Source organism: Streptomyces sp. MS19 (genome assembly GCF_047200595.1).
Lineage (GTDB): Bacteria > Actinomycetota > Actinomycetes > Streptomycetales > Streptomycetaceae > Streptomyces.
Genome location: NZ_JBJZOH010000006.1, coordinates 156,157 through 173,597 on the forward strand (window position 1 = coordinate 156,157; position 17,441 = coordinate 173,597).

The 17,441-nt window shown below is 74.2% G+C and carries 24 protein-coding genes; 11 read left to right on the forward strand and 13 right to left on the reverse strand.

Translation table 11 applies throughout. From position 1 onward, the window contains the following. Positions 1-168: 168 nt before the first annotated feature. Complete coding sequence (locus ACL02R_RS08995; protein ID WP_412796343.1) at positions 169-1,302, forward strand: NUDIX domain-containing protein; 1,134 nt, start codon at positions 169-171, stop codon at positions 1,300-1,302. Here the strand turns inward: ACL02R_RS08995 and ACL02R_RS09000 are convergent. The 3 genes from ACL02R_RS09000 to ACL02R_RS09010 all read right to left on the reverse strand — a co-directional run bounded on the left by ACL02R_RS09000 (position 1,292) and on the right by ACL02R_RS09010 (position 4,445). Beyond that, complete coding sequence (locus ACL02R_RS09000; RefSeq protein ID WP_412796344.1) at positions 1,292-2,665, reverse strand: VWA domain-containing protein; 1,374 nt, start codon at positions 2,663-2,665, stop codon at positions 1,292-1,294. The genes ACL02R_RS08995 and ACL02R_RS09000 overlap by 11 nt on opposite strands. A 138-nt stretch (positions 2,666-2,803) precedes the next feature. Beyond that, positions 2,804-3,064, reverse strand: coding sequence for a DUF4190 domain-containing protein (locus ACL02R_RS09005; RefSeq protein WP_398842234.1), 261 nt, complete (start codon positions 3,062-3,064; stop codon positions 2,804-2,806). 124 nt (positions 3,065-3,188) lie between these two features. Further along, positions 3,189-4,445, reverse strand: a complete 1,257-nt coding sequence (locus ACL02R_RS09010; protein ID WP_412796345.1) for an MFS transporter — start codon at positions 4,443-4,445, stop codon at positions 3,189-3,191. Between the two features lie 178 nt (positions 4,446-4,623). On the opposite strand from ACL02R_RS09010, the gene ACL02R_RS09015 reads away from it, so the two are divergent. Both ACL02R_RS09015 and ACL02R_RS09020 read left to right on the forward strand, forming a co-directional pair. Beyond that, positions 4,624-5,073 (forward strand): MarR family winged helix-turn-helix transcriptional regulator, encoded by a 450-nt coding sequence (locus ACL02R_RS09015; protein WP_412796346.1) that lies wholly within the window; start codon positions 4,624-4,626, stop codon positions 5,071-5,073. 176 nt (positions 5,074-5,249) lie between these two features. Then, entirely contained in the window at positions 5,250-5,660 is a 411-nt protein-coding gene (locus ACL02R_RS09020; RefSeq protein WP_412796347.1) for a VOC family protein, read from the forward strand. A 28-nt stretch (positions 5,661-5,688) separates the two neighbouring features. Here ACL02R_RS09020 and ACL02R_RS09025 read toward each other — a convergent pair whose 3' ends face one another. Further along, the gene (locus tag ACL02R_RS09025; RefSeq protein ID WP_412796348.1) at positions 5,689-6,339 is read right to left on the reverse strand and encodes a helix-turn-helix domain-containing protein; all 651 of its coding nucleotides are present in this window, start codon (positions 6,337-6,339) and stop codon (positions 5,689-5,691) included. A gap of 80 nt (positions 6,340-6,419) precedes the next feature. On the opposite strand from ACL02R_RS09025, the gene ACL02R_RS09030 reads away from it, so the two are divergent. Then, entirely contained in the window at positions 6,420-6,836 is a 417-nt protein-coding gene (locus ACL02R_RS09030) for a VOC family protein (protein ID WP_412796349.1), read from the forward strand. Here ACL02R_RS09030 and ACL02R_RS09035 read toward each other — a convergent pair. The 5 genes from ACL02R_RS09035 to ACL02R_RS09055 all read right to left on the reverse strand — a co-directional run bounded on the left by ACL02R_RS09035 (position 6,782) and on the right by ACL02R_RS09055 (position 10,153). Continuing rightward, on the reverse strand, positions 6,782-7,711 hold the full coding sequence (locus ACL02R_RS09035) for a phosphotransferase family protein (RefSeq protein ID WP_412796350.1): 930 nt from the start codon (positions 7,709-7,711) through the stop codon (positions 6,782-6,784). The two genes, ACL02R_RS09030 and ACL02R_RS09035, sit on opposite strands and share 55 nt — an antisense overlap. After that, entirely contained in the window at positions 7,708-8,169 is a 462-nt protein-coding gene (locus tag ACL02R_RS09040; protein ID WP_412796351.1) for a MarR family winged helix-turn-helix transcriptional regulator, read from the reverse strand. The genes ACL02R_RS09035 and ACL02R_RS09040 overlap by 4 nt, the downstream gene beginning before the upstream one ends. A 71-nt stretch (positions 8,170-8,240) precedes the next feature. Next, positions 8,241-9,404, reverse strand: a complete 1,164-nt coding sequence (gene argJ / locus ACL02R_RS09045; protein WP_412796352.1) for a bifunctional glutamate N-acetyltransferase/amino-acid acetyltransferase ArgJ — start codon at positions 9,402-9,404, stop codon at positions 8,241-8,243. An 11-nt stretch (positions 9,405-9,415) separates the two neighbouring features. Beyond that, positions 9,416-9,838 (reverse strand): hypothetical protein, encoded by a 423-nt coding sequence (locus ACL02R_RS09050; protein WP_412796353.1) that lies wholly within the window; start codon positions 9,836-9,838, stop codon positions 9,416-9,418. Positions 9,839-10,027: 189 nt separating this feature from the next. After that, positions 10,028-10,153, reverse strand: coding sequence for a hypothetical protein (locus tag ACL02R_RS09055; RefSeq protein ID WP_412796418.1), 126 nt, complete (start codon positions 10,151-10,153; stop codon positions 10,028-10,030). A gap of 20 nt (positions 10,154-10,173) precedes the next feature. On the opposite strand from ACL02R_RS09055, the gene ACL02R_RS09060 reads away from it, so the two are divergent. After that, a complete protein-coding gene (locus ACL02R_RS09060; RefSeq protein WP_412796354.1) occupies positions 10,174-10,770 on the forward strand; it encodes a TetR-like C-terminal domain-containing protein in 597 nt (198 codons plus the stop codon). 10 nt (positions 10,771-10,780) lie between these two features. On the opposite strand, the gene ACL02R_RS09065 is transcribed toward ACL02R_RS09060, so the two are convergent. Next, positions 10,781-11,767 carry a zinc-dependent alcohol dehydrogenase family protein gene (locus ACL02R_RS09065; protein ID WP_412796355.1) on the reverse strand — a complete coding sequence of 329 codons (987 nt, stop codon included), beginning with the start codon at positions 11,765-11,767 and terminating at the stop codon, positions 10,781-10,783. Positions 11,768-11,961: 194 nt separating this feature from the next. Here ACL02R_RS09065 and ACL02R_RS09070 point away from each other — a divergent pair, with 194 nt between their 5' ends. Both ACL02R_RS09070 and trxA read left to right on the forward strand, forming a co-directional pair. Further along, positions 11,962-12,408, forward strand: coding sequence for a MerR family transcriptional regulator (locus ACL02R_RS09070; protein ID WP_412796356.1), 447 nt, complete (start codon positions 11,962-11,964; stop codon positions 12,406-12,408). Continuing rightward, positions 12,375-12,710, forward strand: a complete 336-nt coding sequence (gene trxA, locus ACL02R_RS09075; protein WP_412796357.1) for a thioredoxin — start codon at positions 12,375-12,377, stop codon at positions 12,708-12,710. The genes ACL02R_RS09070 and trxA overlap by 34 nt, the downstream gene beginning before the upstream one ends. 13 nt (positions 12,711-12,723) lie before the next feature. Here the strand turns inward: trxA and ACL02R_RS09080 are convergent, their stop codons facing one another. Next, positions 12,724-13,266, reverse strand: coding sequence for a MarR family winged helix-turn-helix transcriptional regulator (locus ACL02R_RS09080; RefSeq protein ID WP_412796358.1), 543 nt, complete (start codon positions 13,264-13,266; stop codon positions 12,724-12,726). A 61-nt stretch (positions 13,267-13,327) separates the two neighbouring features. On the opposite strand from ACL02R_RS09080, the gene ACL02R_RS09085 reads away from it, so the two are divergent. Then, positions 13,328-14,044 carry an SDR family NAD(P)-dependent oxidoreductase gene (locus ACL02R_RS09085; protein WP_412796359.1) on the forward strand — a complete coding sequence of 239 codons (717 nt, stop codon included), beginning with the start codon at positions 13,328-13,330 and terminating at the stop codon, positions 14,042-14,044. Between the two features lie 24 nt (positions 14,045-14,068). On the opposite strand, the gene ACL02R_RS09090 is transcribed toward ACL02R_RS09085, so the two are convergent. Beyond that, on the reverse strand, positions 14,069-14,608 hold the full coding sequence (locus ACL02R_RS09090; protein ID WP_412796419.1) for a hypothetical protein: 540 nt from the start codon (positions 14,606-14,608) through the stop codon (positions 14,069-14,071). Here ACL02R_RS09090 and ACL02R_RS09095 point away from each other — a divergent pair. After that, the gene (locus ACL02R_RS09095) at positions 14,525-14,767 is read left to right on the forward strand and encodes a hypothetical protein (protein WP_412796427.1); all 243 of its coding nucleotides are present in this window, start codon (positions 14,525-14,527) and stop codon (positions 14,765-14,767) included. The genes ACL02R_RS09090 and ACL02R_RS09095 overlap by 84 nt on opposite strands. 30 nt (positions 14,768-14,797) lie before the next feature. On the opposite strand, the gene ACL02R_RS09100 is transcribed toward ACL02R_RS09095, so the two are convergent. Continuing rightward, on the reverse strand, positions 14,798-15,775 hold the full coding sequence (locus ACL02R_RS09100; protein ID WP_412796360.1) for a DsbA family protein: 978 nt from the start codon (positions 15,773-15,775) through the stop codon (positions 14,798-14,800). 64 nt (positions 15,776-15,839) lie between these two features. On the opposite strand from ACL02R_RS09100, the gene ACL02R_RS09105 reads away from it, so the two are divergent. Together ACL02R_RS09105 and ACL02R_RS09110 are read left to right on the forward strand one after the other, a co-directional pair. Then, positions 15,840-16,412, forward strand: a complete 573-nt coding sequence (locus ACL02R_RS09105) for a TetR/AcrR family transcriptional regulator (RefSeq protein WP_412796361.1) — start codon at positions 15,840-15,842, stop codon at positions 16,410-16,412. 48 nt (positions 16,413-16,460) lie between these two features. Continuing rightward, positions 16,461-17,435 (forward strand): threonine/serine dehydratase, encoded by a 975-nt coding sequence (locus tag ACL02R_RS09110; RefSeq protein ID WP_412796362.1) that lies wholly within the window; start codon positions 16,461-16,463, stop codon positions 17,433-17,435. Positions 17,436-17,441: the final 6 nt, after the last annotated feature.

A 17,441-nucleotide genomic window follows, 5' to 3' on the forward strand; every position in this document is an offset into this window, starting at 1 on the left:
GTCCGGGTGGCCTAGTGGAGGGATGGTCGTCCCATCCGATGGGATGCCCGGCGCGCCGGTGCCCCACGCGGCCCGGCCCGCGCGTACGGCGCCCCGGCCGTGTCCTCCCGGCGAAGCGGACCGTTAGCCCTGAACCGGGCCTGTTTCCTTCCCCGTTGGGGTGACACCATGCATCGCGCCACAGACACCACCGGCCGCCCCGTACGGCTGCCCCGGCAGCCCGCCATGTCGAACGCCGAGTACGCCGCGTCCCGGCACACCGTCTGGCTCAGCGCCAGCGCGGTCATCACCGACCCGTACGGCCGCGTCCTCGTCGTCGAGCCGACGTACCGCGAGACGCTGCTGCTGCCCGGCGGGGGCATCGAGGCGGGGGAGACGCCGGCCGAGGGCTGCCGCCGCGAGATCGCCGAGGAGACCGGGCTCGACCTGGCGCCGGGACGTGTCCTGGCGGTGGACCACGTCAGTCCGACGATCGAGGGCATCCCGGACGACCTGCCGTTCCCCGGGGACATCCACATCGTCTTCGACGGCGGCACGGTCCCCGAGGAGACGGTGGGCCGGCTGCGGCTCCCGGCCGACGAGCTGGCGGGGGCCCGTTTCCTCGCCGCGGGCGAGGCCGCCGCGCGCATGGCGGCGGCCGAGGGCCGCCGCCTGCTGGCCGCGCTGCGCGCCCGCTGGGGGCAGCCGGGGCCCGTCTACCTCCAGGACGGGCGGCACATCGGACCGCTCCCCGCGCTGGAGCGGCACGCCGTCCTCAGCCGGCCGCGGGCGGGCGCGGGCTGGCCGTGGCACCCGGGTCCCGAGCTGCCCGTGGCGCTGCCGCACGTCCAGTCGTGGGGCTGGCTGTTCGCGCCGGACGGGCGCGTGCTGCTGATGGTCCACCCGACCGAGCGCCTCGTCGTCCTGCCGGGCGGGACCCTCGACCCGTGCGACGGCGGCGACCCGGGCGCCACCCTCGTCCGCGAGGCGACGGAGGAGGCGGCGGCCACCGTCGCCGATCCCCAGGTCCTCGGCTACGTCCACGACGCCACGGGCGCGCGCCACGGGCTCGGGCCCTGCGCCCGCGTCCGCATGACCGCGCGCATCCTCCAGATCGGCCCGGCGGCGCCCGACCCGGCGACCGGCCACACGTACCCGCGACTGCTGGCCACTCCCGCGCAGGCCGCCGAACTGCTCGGCTGGGGCCCGTCCGCCGTCGCGCAGGCCGAGGCCGCGACCGCCGTGGCGGCCGAACGGTGGGGCATCCCCGGCGCGCCCGCGTCGGCCGTCTCGGAGGTGCCGGTGACCGGGCTCAGCTGGTGACGACGCCGGTCCGCCGCGCCTCCGCCAGCCAGGTGGGGAACTCGGACAGCAGCCGCTCGTACAGCTCCTCGTCCGGCACCCGGGCGATGTCGCCGGCCGAGAAGAACCCGACGTTGTCGATGGTCCGGTCCGGCAGTGTGTCGAAGCGCTCCAGCACGCCGAAGCCCGCGTCCCCGAGGCCGACGAACTGCCAGAACACCGGCAGCGGTTCGGTCGCGCGCAGCTCCCGCTCGATCAGGTCGTTGCGGTAGACGCCGCCGTCGGAGAAGAAGAGCACGAGGGTCGGCTCCTGCCGCGGCTGCCGCGTGACGAACTCCCTGACCTCGCGGATGACGAGGTGCTCCTCGTTGCCGAAGCCGATGCGGCTCATGTCCACCTGGCCGGGGCGCAGGGCGCGGCCCGCGCCCTCCTTGGCCTTCCTCCGGCGGCGCAGCAGGGCGATCTCCGAGCCCCTGACGTGCAGTTCGAGCCAGTCGGGCAGGTCGGCGACGCGCAGGTCGGGGAGCCTGGCCGGCTTGGAGGCGAAGGTCCAGGCCTGCATCTCGCCGTCGTCGTCCAGCGCGGCGGCGACGGCGGCCATCCGTTCCACGACGTCGTGGACGACGCGGGCGGCGTACAGCTTGGCCATCGATCCCGAGGCGTCGAGGACGAGGACGACGCGCGCCCTGGTCCCGGCGGCGCCGCGTTTGGCGAGGTTGACGGTGACGTGCTGCTTGCGCAGGGAGAGGCGCTTGCGCATGTCGAGGGGCAGGGCCTCCTCGCCCCGGGGCGCGGCCGCGCGCTGCCCCGGAGTCGCGGCTTCGTGGGGCACGCCGTCCGGCGCCGGGGCGGCTTCATCCCCCGCGTCGTCCACACTGATGCCGAAGTCGACGGCGAGTCCGGCGAGTCCGCTGTCGTACCCCTGGCCGACCGCGCGGAACTTCCACCGCCCGTCGCGCAGGTACAGCTCGCCGCTGACGAAGGCCGTCTCGCTCGTCGCGGTCATCTCGAAGACGGCCAGTTCGGCGCCGCTGCCCGCGTCGAGCAGCCGCATCCGCAGTTCGCGGAACCGGCCGAACGTCCCGCCGTCCGCCGACGCCGCGAGCACCACCCGCGTGACGGCGGGCTCCAGCGCGGCGAGGTCGATCTCGACGGCGTCCGCGCCCGCGTGCTTGCCCGCGTGCCGCACGGCTCCCGACGGGTGGGCCGGCTGGTTGTAGAAGACGAAGTCGTCGTCGCCGCGTACCTTCCCGTCCGTCGTGAGCAGGAGGGCGGACGCGTCGGCGTCCGGGGCGTCCGGCAGATCCGCCCAGCTCAGGACGGCTCGTACGGAAGTCGCCGCTACCGGGATGTTGGCACCCTTGGCCAGGGATATCGGTGTCATCCGGTCAGTCTGCACCCGGTCTGTCCGCGCCCGGTCGGTCCCCCACGGCCCGGTCCGCGGCGGGACCGGCGTGCGCGTGCCCGCGGCCCGCGCCGGATGTCGTCACCGGGGCGGGCCGCGGAGTCTGCCGGGCGGCGGTCATCCGCCGACGTACCAGCCCCCGGAGTTCCACGCGGCGATGGCCACGATGGCGAGGACGATGTCCACGACACCGAGGATGATGCCCGCCCGCGCCATGCCGGTCGGCGTTCTCTTCTGCGCCAGCGCACCGAGGACGATCGCGAGGATTCCCAGCGGGATGCCGGCGAGGAAGAGACCCACGATGCCGCAGACCAGGCTGGCCACCGCCATGGCGCTGCTGTTCTGACGAGCGGTGGTACCTGCGTAGTGCCCTGCCATGTCCGCCTCCGTCATTCGCGTAGTTTGTGACGAAAGCTCCGGTACCCTCAATCCCCTTCCACACTCCCGTGGTTACTCCTTTTCCCGGGATCGGGCCGCACAGCCGTCCGGGCACGCGCGCCCCTCACACGCGGGCGTCCTCGGACAGCGGGGCGGCCCCGGATATCCGGGCGCTCCCGCCGGACGCGGTGACGATCCGGCCGCCGGTCCCGGTCCCCCGCTTCTCCAGGCGGGCGGCGAGGAGGGCCAGGGCGAGGGCGGACAGCGCCATCCCGGCACCGACCAGGTTCGGCGTCGTCACCCCCGCGCCCGCCGAGAGGACGACGCCGCCCAGCCAGGCGGCGATGGCGTTGCCCAGGTTGAACGCGCCGATGTTGAGCGCCGAGGCGAGCGTGGGGGCCTGCGCCGCGTTGTCGAGGATGCGCTTCTGGAGCGGCGGCACCGTGGCGAAGCCGAGGGCACCGATCAGCGGGAGGGTGACGGCCGCTGCGGTCTTGTCGTGCGCGGTGACCGTGAACAGGACCAGCGCCACGGCGAGTCCGGTGAGCGTGACGTACAGGAGAGGCATCAGGGCGCGGTCGGCGTACCGTCCGCCGACCAGGTTGCCGACGACCAGTCCGACGCCGAAGAGGACCAGCAGCCAGGTGACGCTGGACTCGGCGTACCCGGCCCCCTCGGTCATCATCTCCGCGATGTAGGTGATGGCCGTGAACACGCCGCCGAAACCGAGCACGGTCATGGCCATGGCGAGCAGCACCTGCGGGTGCCGCAGCGCGACCAGTTCGCCGCGCAGCCCCGCACCTGTACGGGCGCCGGGCGCCGTCCCTGCCCTGCCCGCGTCGCGGGGAACGAGCGTCGCGACACCGAGCAGCGCGACGAGACCGACGGCCGTGATGGCGGCGAAGGTCAGCCGCCAGCTCACCTGCTGGCCGAGCAGCGTGCCGAGCGGGACGCCCACGACGTTGGCGACCGTCAGGCCGGTGAACATCAGGGCTATCGCCCCGGCCCGCTTCCCCGGCGCCACCAGCCGGGCGGCCACCACGGAGCCGATGCCGAAGAACGCGCCGTGCGCCAGCGAGGCGAGCACCCGGCCCGTGACCAGCACGCCGAAGGCCGGGGCGAGAGCGGACACGGCGTTGCCGACGGTGAAGAAGACCATCATCAGCATGAGCATCCGCTGGGGTCGCGCCCTGGCTCCGGCGACCGCCATGATCGGCGCGCCGGCCATGACACCGAGCGCGTACCCGGTGGCCGTGAAGCCCGCCAGCGAGGTGGAGACGCCGAACTCCGCCTCGAATTCCGGCAGCAGCCCCGTCACCACGAACTCCGTGGTGCCGATGCCGAACGCTCCTACGGCGAGTGCCAGGAGTGCGATGGGCATGTCGGGAACACCTTCCTGTGCGATCCCGGCGAGTCGGCCCTTCGACACGACCCACCCTTGCAAGCAGCCTTTACCCGCTTGGACAATAATTGCAGACGCCGACTATACGCAAGCGCCGTCTATTGCGCTCGTGGGCTACCCTGGGGAACCACCACGGGAGACGAGGTCTGGAGGAGCCATGACGCGCCCGGAGCCGACCCTCGCCCAGGGCTGGTGCGCCCTGTCCACGCTCCACAACCGCATCGACGCGCACATCGAGCGCGCCCTCCAGTCCGCCCACGGGCTGAGCACCCGTGAGTACTCGGTGGTCAACGTCCTCAGCCAGCAGCACGACGGCGAGGGCGGCCACTTCCGGATGAACGAGCTGGCCGCCGCCGTCGTCCTGAGCCAGAGCGCCACGACCCGCCTGGTGAACCGCCTGGAGGACCGCGGCCTGCTCACCCGCTATCTGTGCCAGGACGACCGGCGCGGCATCTACACCGACGTCACCCCCGAGGGCCTGCGCCTCCTCGAAACGGCGCGCCCCACCCACGACACGGCGCTGCGCGAGGCCCTCGAAGAGGCCGAGCGGCACGCCGATCTCGCCGCGCTCGTCGCCGCCGTCCGCACCCTGGAGCCCGCGGGCTGAGCCGCCCGCCAGGTCCCGCGGCCCCGCTTCCACTCGCTTCTCCGTTCGCACATCCATAGTCACAGAGAGTAGCGGACCCCGCTGACAACGGCGCCGCCCGCCGCCGGGCGAGAAGCGCGGGCGACACGGCCGATTCGTTCAAGACCGCAGGTCAGACGCGTGCGTAGCCTGCCTGCATGACTCCCAGGATCAATCTGTTCGGCATCATCACCGACGACCTCGCCGCCTCCGCCGCCTTCTACCGCCGCCTCGGCCTCGACATCCCGGAGGGCGCCGAGAAGGAGCCCCACCTGGAGATCCTGCTCCCCGGCGGGCAACGCCTGGCCTGGGACACGGTGGACACGATCCGCACCTTCCTCCCCGACTGGACCCCGCCGCAGGGCGGCCACCGGATCGGCCTGGCGTTCCTGTGCGACGGCCCCGCCGAGGTGGACTCGCTGTGGACCGAGCTGACCCAGGCCGGGTACACCGGCGAGAAGGCACCATGGGACGCCTTCTGGGGCCAGCGCTACGCCATCGTCAAGGACCCGGACGGCAACCCCGTGGACCTCTTCGCCCCGCTCCCCCAGGTCGAGAGCCCCAGCTGAACCGGCCCCCGCGCCGCCGTGCCCCGCATCAGCCGAACCCGGCGAGCAGCACCGTCCACGGCACCCCCGCCAGGTCCCTGACCTCGCGCGCCATGTGCGCCTGGTCCGCGTACCCCGCGCGCACCGCCACCTCGGCCGCGGGCTCCCCGGCCAGCCGCACCGCCCGTTGCAGACGCAGCACCCGCCCGAGCGTCTTCGGCCCGTATCCGAACGCCGCCACGCTCCGCCGCCTGAACTGCCGCTCGCTCCAGCCGAGCAGCCGCGCGGTCGCCGCCACCCCCAGCCCGCCGTCGAGCGCGGCGACCGCCGCCCCCGGCCACGGCGCGGGCGGGGCGGCGGAACGGCCGAGCAGCCCGGCGGCCACCACTTCGAGCGCGGCTCCGGCGGCAGCCGTGTCCCCGGCCGCCGCGACACGTTCCGCCAGTTCGGCCACCCGCCGGGCGGGCAGCAGCGCGTCGAGCGCCACCCGCTGATCCGTCAGTTCGTCCGCCGGCACGCCGAACACCACGGGCCCCACGCCCGGCGCCAGCCGCACCCCCATCGCGCGCACCGGCTCCGCCGTACCCGCCGCCACAAACGCCCTCGTGTCCGGGCCGGCCACCGACAGACTCCCGCCACCCCACAGCAGGTCCATACAGCCGTCGGGCAGCACGCGCTTGCTGCGAGCGGTCTCACTCACCCACACCTTCGCGCCACCAAGCGCCGCATGCCGCGCCGTACGTTCCCGGTACACGCCGTCCAGCATGGCACGCTGCTGCTGTGCGCCATCTAGGACTGATCACCGTGCTCGTCGCCGACTACGACGAGGCCATCGCCTACTACGCCGAGGTCCTCGGCTTCGAACTGCGCTCGGACCTGCCCGTCCACGAGCGGGGAAAGCCCAACAAGCGCTGGGTCGTCATGGCCCCTGGCCCCGACGCGCAGACGGGCCTGCTGCTCGCCCGCGCCGAGGGCGAACGCCAGAAGGCCCGCGTCGGCGACCAGACCGGCGGCCGGGTCGGCTTCTTCCTCTACACGGACGACTTCGCCGCCGACCACAGCCGCCTCAAGAAGGCGGGCGCGACGTTCGAGCAGGAGCCGCGGGACGAGCCGTACGGCCGGGTCGCCGTGCTCCGCGACCCCTACGGCAACCGCTGGGACCTCATCGAGCCCGCGTCGGGGAAGAGACCGGCGTAGTACCGGAGGAGTTCGAGCAGCCGGTTCGCCGGCTGCGCGCTCCAGTGCGCGGCGCGCGGGCGCGGCGGGTCGGCGAGGCGCGGGACGGCCCAGCTCAGGTGGTGCCACAGGACGCGGGCCCACCACACGTCCGCCTCGTCGGGCCCCACGCCGTACCCCGCCAGGACGTCCGCGACGCCGCGCGGCGGCACCTTGGCGAACTCGACGGCGGGGTCGGTCACCGCCGCGTCGCCCCAGTCAAGCAGCGCGGTCAGGCCGCCGTCCCCCGCGCCGTCGACCAGCAGGTTCAGCGCGGAGACGTCCCCGTGGACCAGCACGGGGGCCGGCGGGTCCGCCGGTATGCGGGCCGCCAGGTCGTCGAACCAGCCCGCGAGCCATCCGGCGAGCCCCGCGCTCAGGTACCCCGCCGACGCGAGGCGGTCGATGCCTGGCCTGGGGTCGTGCCCCGACGGGTGCACCGGCACGCCCGGCAGGGACGGCACCGGGCGCGCGCCGTGCAGCAGCGCCAGCTGGCGGCCCAGCTCGCGGTGCGCGGCGGGCGACGGCTCCCCGCCGTGCGGCGGCGCGCCGGGCGCGCGGCGCAGCAGCAGGTGCGGCGTCTCCGAGTCGTCCCCGAACTCGACGATCTCCGGGGTCAGGACCCCGAGCCCGACCGCGTAGGGGATGACCACGGCCTCCTTGCGCAGGTCCGCCGCGAACGCCGGGTCGCGGTGCGCGACCTTCAGCACGAGCCCGTCGCCGAGCAGCCAGACGGTCGCCGCCTCACCCTGCGCGGGGGAACGCGCCACCCGGGAGGCGGGCACCCCGTGCCGCCGCGCGATGCGGGCAGCGAGCGCGCGCAGGCCGGGGGACGGCTCGGCGCGGGCGACGGTCACTCCGGTGCCCCCGCGGTCGCCTCGTGGAGCAGTCCGAGGAGCCGGACGAGCTCGGCGCGTTCCGGCTCGGTGAGCGGCGCGAGCAGTTCGGCCTGGGCGCGGGCGAGCGCCTCGTCGGCGTGGGCGAGCCGACGCGCGCCCGCCGTCGTTATGGTGATCACATTGCGCCGCCGGTCGACCGGGTCCGGGTCGCGCACCACGTACCCCTCGCCCGCCAGTTCGTTGAGCGCCGCGACGACGTCGCTGCGGTCGATGCCGCACCGCCGCCCCAGCTCCACCTGGCTCGACGGCCCGAACTCCGCCAGCGCCGCCAGCAGCGCGTAGTGGTACCGCCGCGCCCCCAGCCCGGCGAACGCCTCGCCGACCAGCTGCCGCGCGTGCGTCGTCACATGCGTGAGCAGCCAGCTGGGCTGGGCCCGTAGCCGGGCCGGTGCTCCGTACGAGGCCGCCGTCTCCATGGCCACGACCCTAACGCGTCCCTCTGACACCGCCCCGGGGATTTCCTGGGCGGAGGCGGTGAACGGGCCGGTCAGGTCGTGTAGTCGGCGTTGATCCTGATGTAACCGTCCGTCAGGTCGCAGCCGTACACCGTCGCCGCGCCGTCGGCGATGCCGAGGGTGATGCCGATGTCCACCTCGTCCTGGCTCATCACGCGCGTCAGCCCGGCCAGCACCTCGTCGGTCTGCTCGGCCGGGTAGACCTCGACCGCGCCGAAGCGCACGGTGACCTTCTCCTGGTCGATGTCGGTGTCGTCCGCGTTCTTGCCGATGGCCATCACCACGCGCCCCCAGTTGGGGTCGGCGCCGTGCACCGCCGTCTTGACCAGCGGCGAGTTGACGACGCTCTTGGCGATCCGCTTGGCCTGCGCCCGGTCGCGCGCGCCCTCCACGGTCACCCGCAGCAGCTTCGACGCGCCCTCGCCGTCCCGCGCGAGCTGCTCGGTCAGGTCGAGGCACACGGCGCGCAGCGCCGCCGTGAACTCCGCCACGTCGACCGGCCCGGCCGCACCGCTCGCGAGGACCGCGACCGTGTCGGAGGTGGAGGTGTCCGTGTCGACGCTGAGGGAGTTGAACGTCTCGTCCACCGCGGCGCGCAGCGCGCCGTCCAGCTCCTCCGGGGTGAGCGCGGCGTCCGTGACGAGGTAGGCGAGCATCGTGGCCATGTCGGGCTCGATCATGCCGACGCCCTTGGCGACGCCGACGATCCGCGCGCCACCGACCGCGCGCTCCGCCGTCTTCGGGCGGGTGTCGGTCGTCATCATGGCGCGCGCGACGGTCAGCGGGGTCGCGTCGAACGGCCCCCACGGCCCGGTCAGCCGGGCGCGGATCGGGTCCATCGGCAGCGGGCGGCCGATGACGCCGGTGGAGCTGATCAGCACCTCGTCCGCCGCCACGCCGAGCGCGTCCGCGACGTGTCCGGCGATCTCGGCCGCGTCCGCCGCGCCCTGGGCGCCGGTGGCGACGTTCGCGTTCTTCGCCACGGTGACGATCGCCCGCAGCCGGCGGCCCGCGGCGTGCCGCCTGCTGAGCACGACGGACGGCCCGGCGAACCGGCTGCGGGTGAACATCGCCGCGCTCACCGCGGGGAGGTCGGAGACGATCACCGAGAGGTCGTCGCCCTCGTCGCGCAGCCCGGCGTGCGCCGTGACCGCGCGGAATCCGGCGGGCCACGCCGCTGCATCACTATTCGACATATCGCATATGCTTACATGGCCGGGGCGACCCGTCCAGCGGTTCCGTCCGGTGACACGGCCCGCGCGGTGCGGACGGCGAGCGCGCGGGACGCCGTCGCCTGGTCCGCGTCGGGCAGCGAACGGCCCGCGTGGAGCAGGTGGAGGGCGGTGGTGAGCCGTGTGCGGTCCTCCTCGGTACCGAGGTCGCCGACGTAGGCGGGCAGCAGCACCGCGAGGGCTTTGAGATCGGCGCGTGCGCACAGAGAAGCCAGCAGCGCGCCCAGCGCGTCCCGGCCGGGGCGGACGTCCTGAGGGGCGGGGCCGGTGTCGCGCAGTCCCTGCGCGACGGCGTAGCGCACCCAGTCGGCGTACGGGCCGGGCGGGACCGCGTCGATACGGGCGGCAGCCCGCGTGAAGTGCGCGTGGGCCGTTCGGCGTCGGCGCGGCGCAGGCACTCCCGCTTCCAGTGCAGCGTGTCCTCGGGTGTGGGCTGGTGGCGCGCGAGGTAGTGCGCGGCAACGCAGGCCTCGTAGTCGTCGGTGGCCCCCTCCCAGGCACGCAGGAAGAGCGCGCGGGCGTCGTCGGGCCGTCCCCGCCCCCGGCCTCCATGGTGTCTCTCCCGTCCATGGCACGAGGGCGCGCCTTCAAGCCGCTCGAAGGTCAAGCCGCGCCACGTGGCCGCTCTCCAGGGCGACGTACAGTGCCCCGTCCTCGCCGAACGCCAGACCGTGCGGCTCCGACGTCCCGGACGGCAGCGCGTACTCCCGCAGCCCGCCGTCCGCATCGGCGCATGGCCTCCACTCCCCGGGCGAGCGGGAAGAACGGCGCCCCCGCCCGGCGCCGTCCCGGCGGGCGCAGCGCCCGCGTCCAGGCGCAGGTCGTCACCGCCCTGTCCGTCGACACCGTCGCCGCCCGCGCGGGCGTCCACCGCGCCACCGTGTACCGCAGGTGGCGCGATGTCGGCGGCCTGCTCGCCGCCGCGCTCGGCGCGGGCACGGACGACGACTGGCGGCCCCCGGACACCGGCTCCCTCACCGGCGACCTGCGGGCGCTCAACGAGGAGGTGTACGCCGCGCTCACCGAGGGGCCGCCGGTGACCATGGCCCTGATCGCGGCCGCCTTCCGCTCCGCGGAGGCCGCACGGGCGCTGCGCCGCTTCTGGGCCGACCGGTACGCGCGCTGCGGCGTCGTCGTGGAACGGGCCGCCGGGCGCGGCGAGACGGCGCCGGACACCGATCCGTACACGCTGCTCGTCGCCGCGACCGCCCCGCTCTACCACCACTTCGTCCTCCTGCGGACCCCGCCGGACCCCGGGCCGCCCGCCCACGCGGCCGGCTACGCCGCCCTGGCGGCACGGGCGGGCGCCTTCCTGCGGGCGGACGCCTGAGGCGTCCGGCTCAGGGGACCGTCACGACGACCTTGCCGACCTGCCCGTTGCCCTCCAGGTGGCGGTGCGCCTCGGCGATGTCGTCCAGCGTGAACGTGCGGTCCACGACCGGCGCGAGCCCTCCGGACCGCAGGCCCGCGAGCACGAACGCCTGGCCGCGCCGCAGCGCATCGGGGTCCTCGACGACCAGGTGGACGGCGTACCCGCTGATCCGCAGCGGCCAGTTCCGCGGCATCGGCATGGGCCGCGGGTCGAGCCAGCCGTAGACGACGAGGATGCCGCCGCGCGCGACGGCCAAAGCCAGTTCGGTCAGGCCGGGACCGCCGACCGAGTCGAGGACGGCGTCCGCGCCGCGCCCGCCCGTCACCTCGTGTATCCGCTCCACCAGCCCGTCGCCCGCCGCCAGCACGCGCGCCGCGCCCGCCTCACGCAGCCGCGCGCCCTTGGCGTCCGGCTCCCGCGTGACGGCGATCGGCACGGCGCCCAGGTGCCGCGCCGTCTGGAGCATGGCGAGCCCCGCCGCGCTCGACGCGGCCGTGACGACCACCGTGTCGCCCGGCCTGACCGCGGCGGCCTCGACCAGCGCGCCGTACGCCGTCAGGTACGAGATCCACACCGCTGCGCCGGTGACGGGGTCCACGTCGTCCGGGCGCCGGAGCAGCGAGGCGACGGGCACGGTCACCGTCTCGGCGTACACGCCCCGGCTCGACATCGTCGTGTCGATGACCAGCACGCTCACCGCGTCGCCCGGCGCCACCTCCGTCACGCCGGGGCCGACCGCCTCGACCAGGCCGGACGCCTCGCCGCCGATGCGGGAGGCGGGCAGGGTGGCGTCGTACCAGTAGCCGCCTGACCGGAAGAGGGCCTCGCTGCGGTTGAGGCCGATGGCCTGGACCCGTACGCGGGCCTCGCCGGGGCCCGGTTCCACGGGGGGCAGCTCGGCGAGGCGGAGCACCTCGGGGCCACCCAGCTCGTCGAACAGCACGGTTCTGCTCATGGTCCGTCGTCCTTTCCGCGCCGCCCCCCGACGGAACGCCGCACATTTACTATACGCCGTTCATTTTCGCCACGACCCACTCCTCTCGGTGAACACCCACGGACCGGCAGGGAAGCGCAGAACGGGGGACTGGCGTTGACGCCGACGTCAACGTCTAGCGTCGTGTCCGACCACCTCGACCGAAGGGGCCCCGCATGCGTATCGGCGAACTGGCGGCCCGCGCCGGGACCACCCCGCGCGCGCTGCGGTACTACGAGTCCCGCGGCCTGCTCACCGCACGGCGCGACGCCCACGGCTACCGCACCTACGGTGAGGACGACCTGCGGATGCTCCGGCAGATCCACGCGCTACAGGCGTTCGGCTTCGGGCTGGAGGAGACGCGGCCGTTCGTGGAGTGCCTGCGCGCCGGGCACCCGACGGGCGACACCTGCCCGGCCTCCCTCGACGTCTACCGGAGCAAGCTCGCGGAACTGGACGCCTGCATCGCCGAGCTGAACGCGGTGCGCGAGACCGTCCGCGAGCGGCTGCTGCTCGCCTCGGCGAGCGCGGCGCCGGAGCCGCGCTGCGAGCTGGTCCCCCCTCCGACCGACCGACAGGAGCCCGAGCCATGCAGCAGACCGCATCCCCCGTCCGTGAGGTGACCGACGCGACATTCGCCGCCGAGGTGCTCGCCGCCGAGCTGCCGGTCCTGGTGAAGTTCACCGCCGACTGGTGCCCCCCGTGCCGGATGATCGCCCCCGTGCTCGCCCAGATCGCGGCGGAGAAGGCGGGCGAGCTGAAGATCGTCAGCCTGGACGTGGACCACCACCCGGTCACGACGGCCCGCTACGGCGTGCTGTCGATGCCCACCCTGATGCTCTTCAAGGGCGGTGAGCCGGTGAAGTCGCTGGTCGGCGCCCGGTCGAAGCTCCGGCTGTTGCAGGAGCTGGCCGACGTGCTGTGACGCCGCGCCCGGCTCATCCGGCGTCGGCGTCGGTCCTGCGCCGTACATCGGTCCTGCGCCGTACATCGGTGAAGAGCCGGTCGAGCAGCGCGGCCAGCGCCTCCCGCTCCGGCGCGGACAGCGAGGCGATGAGGTCCGTCTCGCGGCCGAGCACCGCGTCCACCGAGCGTTCGATCAGCTCGTGCCCCGCGCGCGTCAGGGAGACGTCGACCGAACGGTTCCCCTCCGCGCCGGGCGCGCGGGTCACCAGCCCCTCCCGTTCGGCGCGGGCCACGCGCTGGGAGACGGCACCGGCCGTGACGAGCGTCCGCCGCGCGATCTCGCGCGTGGTCAGCACGTAGGGGGCGCCGGAGCGCCGCAGGACCGAGAGCAGGTCGAGGGTCGCGGCGTCGATGCCGGCCTCGCGCAGGACCCGGGTCCTGTCGTGGGCGAACAGCTTCGCGAGCCACAGGATCGGCGTGACGATCTCGATCGACCCGGTCGGCGTCCCGGGCCGCTCGCGCTGCCAGGCGGCGGCGATCTCGGTCGCGGGGTAGGGGACCCGCAGCTCGTCCACGGCGCCGTCTCCTCGTGTCCTAGGATCTCCTTTAGGCCTAAACGTTAGCAGGGAGAACAGGATGCCCCGTACTGTCCTCATCACCGGCGGGACCAGCGGAATCGGCCGCGCGACCGCCGCGCGCTTCGCCGCCGACGCCGCGGATGTCACCCTCACGGGCCGCCGTTCCGGAACGGTCGAGGCCGCGGCGCGGGAGCTCGGCGTGCGCGGCATCGTCTGCGACGGGACCGATCCCGAGCAGATCGCCGCGCTCGCCGCGCGGTTCGACAGCCTCGATGTGCTGGTCAACGCCGCCGGGGGCCTCGCCGACCCGCCGACCGACGGGCTCTCGCCCCTGGCGGGCCAGGCGGCGCGGTGGCGGGCGGACCTGGAGCTGAATCTGCTGAGTGCCGTCCTCACCACCACGGCCCTCCAGGACAAGCTGACCGAGGGGAGCGCCGTCATCAGCATCGGCTCCATCGGCGCCGAGCGCCGCGGCGGTTCGTACGGCGCCGCCAAGGCCGCGCTCGCCGCGTGGGGCGCGTTCCTGTCCGCCCAGCTGGCGCCGCGCGGAGTGACCAGCAATGTGATCTCGGCCGGGTTCATCGACGAGACCGGGTTCTTCGGCGGCGCGCTGAGCGATGACCGCCGTGCGGCGCTGGTCGAGGAGACACACAACAAGCGGGCCGGCGTCCCGGCGGACATCGCGGAGACCGCCTACTTCCTCGCCTCACCGGGCGCGCGGCACCTCACCGGCCAGACGCTGCACGTGAACGGTGGAGCGCACACCACACGTTGACCGGCTTGCCCCGAGCGTGGTGTTTCACGTGAAACACCACGCTCGCCCCACCTGACCGACCTCACCCGGCGTCGAGGAACCCGCTGACGATGCCGAGGACGGCGTCCGGCTGCTCGAAGAAGACGACATGCCCGGCATCGAGTTCGGCGTAGTCGCTTGAGGCAATGGCGGCGTGCAGCGCCTTGCTGTGGGCGACCGGCACGGTGGTGTCCTGCCGCGCGCCGACGACCACAGTGGTGGCGGAGATACGGGGAGCAGCTCCCGGATGTCGACGCGGGTGTCCAGCTCGACATGCCGCAGAGTCCCGGGAGTCGGGGGCATGTCGGGGATCAACTGCTCGATCTGGTCCCGCCCGATGGTGTTCAGGAAGTCCCGGCTGAAGCCGGTCATGGTCACGCTCCGCCCGAACGCGTCCGCGTCCAGCGATCCCAGTCGCAGCCAGAGCGTGAACGGGTTCCGAAGGTATTCATCCCCGTCGGTGTGCGCCCAGCCCGACACCAGGACCAGCCGCCGCACCTGCTCGGGCCGCAGCGCCGCGACGACCGCGGCAACCGGCGCCCCCATGGAGAAGCCGAGCAGATCCACGAACGCGTCGCCGGAGCGGGCGTCTGGGTGCTGCCGAACCCGAGCGGGCTCAACGCGGGCTGGTCCCCCGACGCCCTCGCCACCGCGTACGCGAGCCTGCGGGCCGTCGCCCGCGGCGAGGACTCCGGTCCCGGCTGACCCACGGCCCGTGCGCGCCCGGCGCGCCGGTCAGGCGAAGCCGGGCGTCATGGCGGCGGCCATCTTCAGATGCGGGGCCGCCAGGTCCTCCTCGCCCATGCGCCGCAGGGTGCGGCCGAGCATCAACCGCGCGTACGAGTCGTCGGGCGCGTCGCCGACCACCCCTTCCAGCACGTCCCTCGCCCGGGTCAGCTGGGCGGAGTGGAAGTAACCGCGTGCCGCGGCCCGCCGGACGTTCAGGTCGTCCGCGTACGTGCCGAGCAGCGGCTCCAGCAGGGTCAGGGCGCCAAGCGGGTCGTTGCGGTCCAGCAGGGACTCGGCCCAGCGCAGCCGGCGGACCTCCTCCGGCACGACACGCCCGCCGTCACCGGCGGCGAGGAAATCGGCGATCACGCCGGGCGGCTGCGCACCCGCGAGGGCACGGTCCCCGACCACGATCGTCGGCGACGTGACGATGCCCCTCGCCGCGCCGACGAGGAGGAGTTCCCGCACCTCGCGGTCGCCCGCGCCGTCGTCCAGCAGCGCGGCGCCCTCCGGGAAACCGGCACGCGCGGCGATATCACCGAGGCACCGCCGGTCGCTGATGTCCGCGCCGTCGACGAAGTGCGCCCGCATCACCCGCTCGGCCACCTCGCCCTGGACCGCGGCGCCCCCGCGCTCCCGGGCGAGGTGGAGGAGGCGGTGGGCGTCGTGGCTGGTGGCCCGCCAAGCCGCTCCCCACGGCGGACCGAGCCCCCCCTCCGCCGCGATCCGGGAGACGCGCACGCGGTTCCCGGCCGGGGACAGGTCCGGCGCGCAGCGCCGCAGCGCGGCGTTCACCATCGGGTCGCGCCACGCGTCCTGGAGGGGAGTCGCCCGGTCAGGCGCCGTCGGATCGATCCGGAAAGGCCGCCAGACGACCTCGGCCCCGGTGCCCGGCAACTCCCTGTCGGCGAGCGCCTGCTCCAGCCGCCGCTTGCCGATGTACGCCCACGGGCAGACCACGTCCGCCCAGATCTCGATACGCATGCCGGTCACACTAACCAACAGTTGTCGATCAGTAAACCGACATGTGTCGGCTAGGCTGGGCGGCATGAACCCCGACGATCCGCGCGCCCGGCGCAGCCGGGCCAGGCTCCGGACGGCGATCCTCGAACTCGCCGCGGACAAGGACCCCGCCGCGATCACGATGTCCGAGGTCGCCAGGCACGCCGGGGTCAACAGGGCGACCGTCTACCAGCACTTCCCCGACATCGACGCCCTGGTGACCGACGCCATGGACGACGCGGTGGCACACGTGGCCCGCGCGGCGGCGCTGTGCCCGCTCGACGCGCCTCGCGACGAAGCACCGCCTCCCCTGGCCGAGCTGTTCCAGCACGTCGCCGACCACGCGTCCCTCTACCGGCGGATGCTGGGCGCCCACGGAAGCGCGCTGTTCTCGGCACGCCTGCGGGAACGCCTGACCGCCGAACTCGGCGCCTCGTTCCGCCAGGGCCGCCGCCCACCCGGCTACGACGACGTACCGGTGGACACCCACGCCGCCTACCTGGCCGGCGCCCTGACGGGCGTGATCGCCACCTGGATCACCGACACCACCCCCGCCCCGCCCCCGGAAACGGCCCTCGCCTTCTGGCGCCTCTTCCGCCCGCAACCGCCCGGCGAATGACGGAAGTTGTTTGTCGCGGCAGCACCGGCGGCGCTACGGTCCCGTGTCGTGCAGCAGACCCGTCTCGACACCGCCCGCATACGGGCGGCCCGCCAGGTCATCGACCCGGTCTTCCTCGACACCCCGCTGTACCGCTGTGAGGCGCTGGAGCCCGCACTCGGCTGCGCGGTGAGCATCAAGCTGGAAACGGCGAACCCGGTCCGCAGCTTCAAGGCCCGCGGCACCGAGGTGGTCACGACCCTGCTGGCCGACGAGGACTCGCGAGCCGCGGTGTGCGCGAGCGCGGGCAACCTCGGCCAGGCCCTCGCCTGGTCCGGTCGCGGCCGCGGTCTCGACATCACGGTCGTGGCATCCCGCTTCGCGACCCGGGCCAAGCTCGACGCCATCCGCGCGCTGGGCGCCAGGCTGGAGCTGGTGGACGGCGATCACGAGATGGCGCGGGAGCGGGCGGCGGCCATCGCACGGCACGACGGCATCCGGCTGGTCGAGGACAGCCTGGACATCGAGACCTGCGAGGGCGCGGCGACCATCGGCCTGGAACTGGTGGACACCACGACCTCGTTCGACGCCGTCCTGATCGCGCTCGGCGGCGGCGCGCTGGCCACCGGCGTGGGGCACGTGATCAAGGAGCTGGCACCCGCGACCGAGGTGATCTGCGTCCAGCCGCAGGGCGCACCGGCGATGACACGCTCGTGGCACGGACGGCGCGTCGTCACCACCGACGCGACCGACACCATCGCCGACGGCGTCGCCGGCCGCCGTCCCCTCCCCGCCGTGCTGGCCGACCTCCTCCTGGTCGCCGACGACGCCGTCCTGGTGCAGGAGGCGTCGATCATCGCCGGGATGCGGCTGCTGCTCGACCACGCCGGCTTGGTCGTCGAGCCGTCGGCCGCGCTCGGCATCGCGGCGCTCATCGAGAACCGCGACCGCTTCGCCGGCCGGCACGTCGCCACCGTCGTCTGCGGCGGCAACGTCGACATGGCCGCCTACCACCGCTGGACCGGCGCGGCCTCCCCGCCCTGATCACGT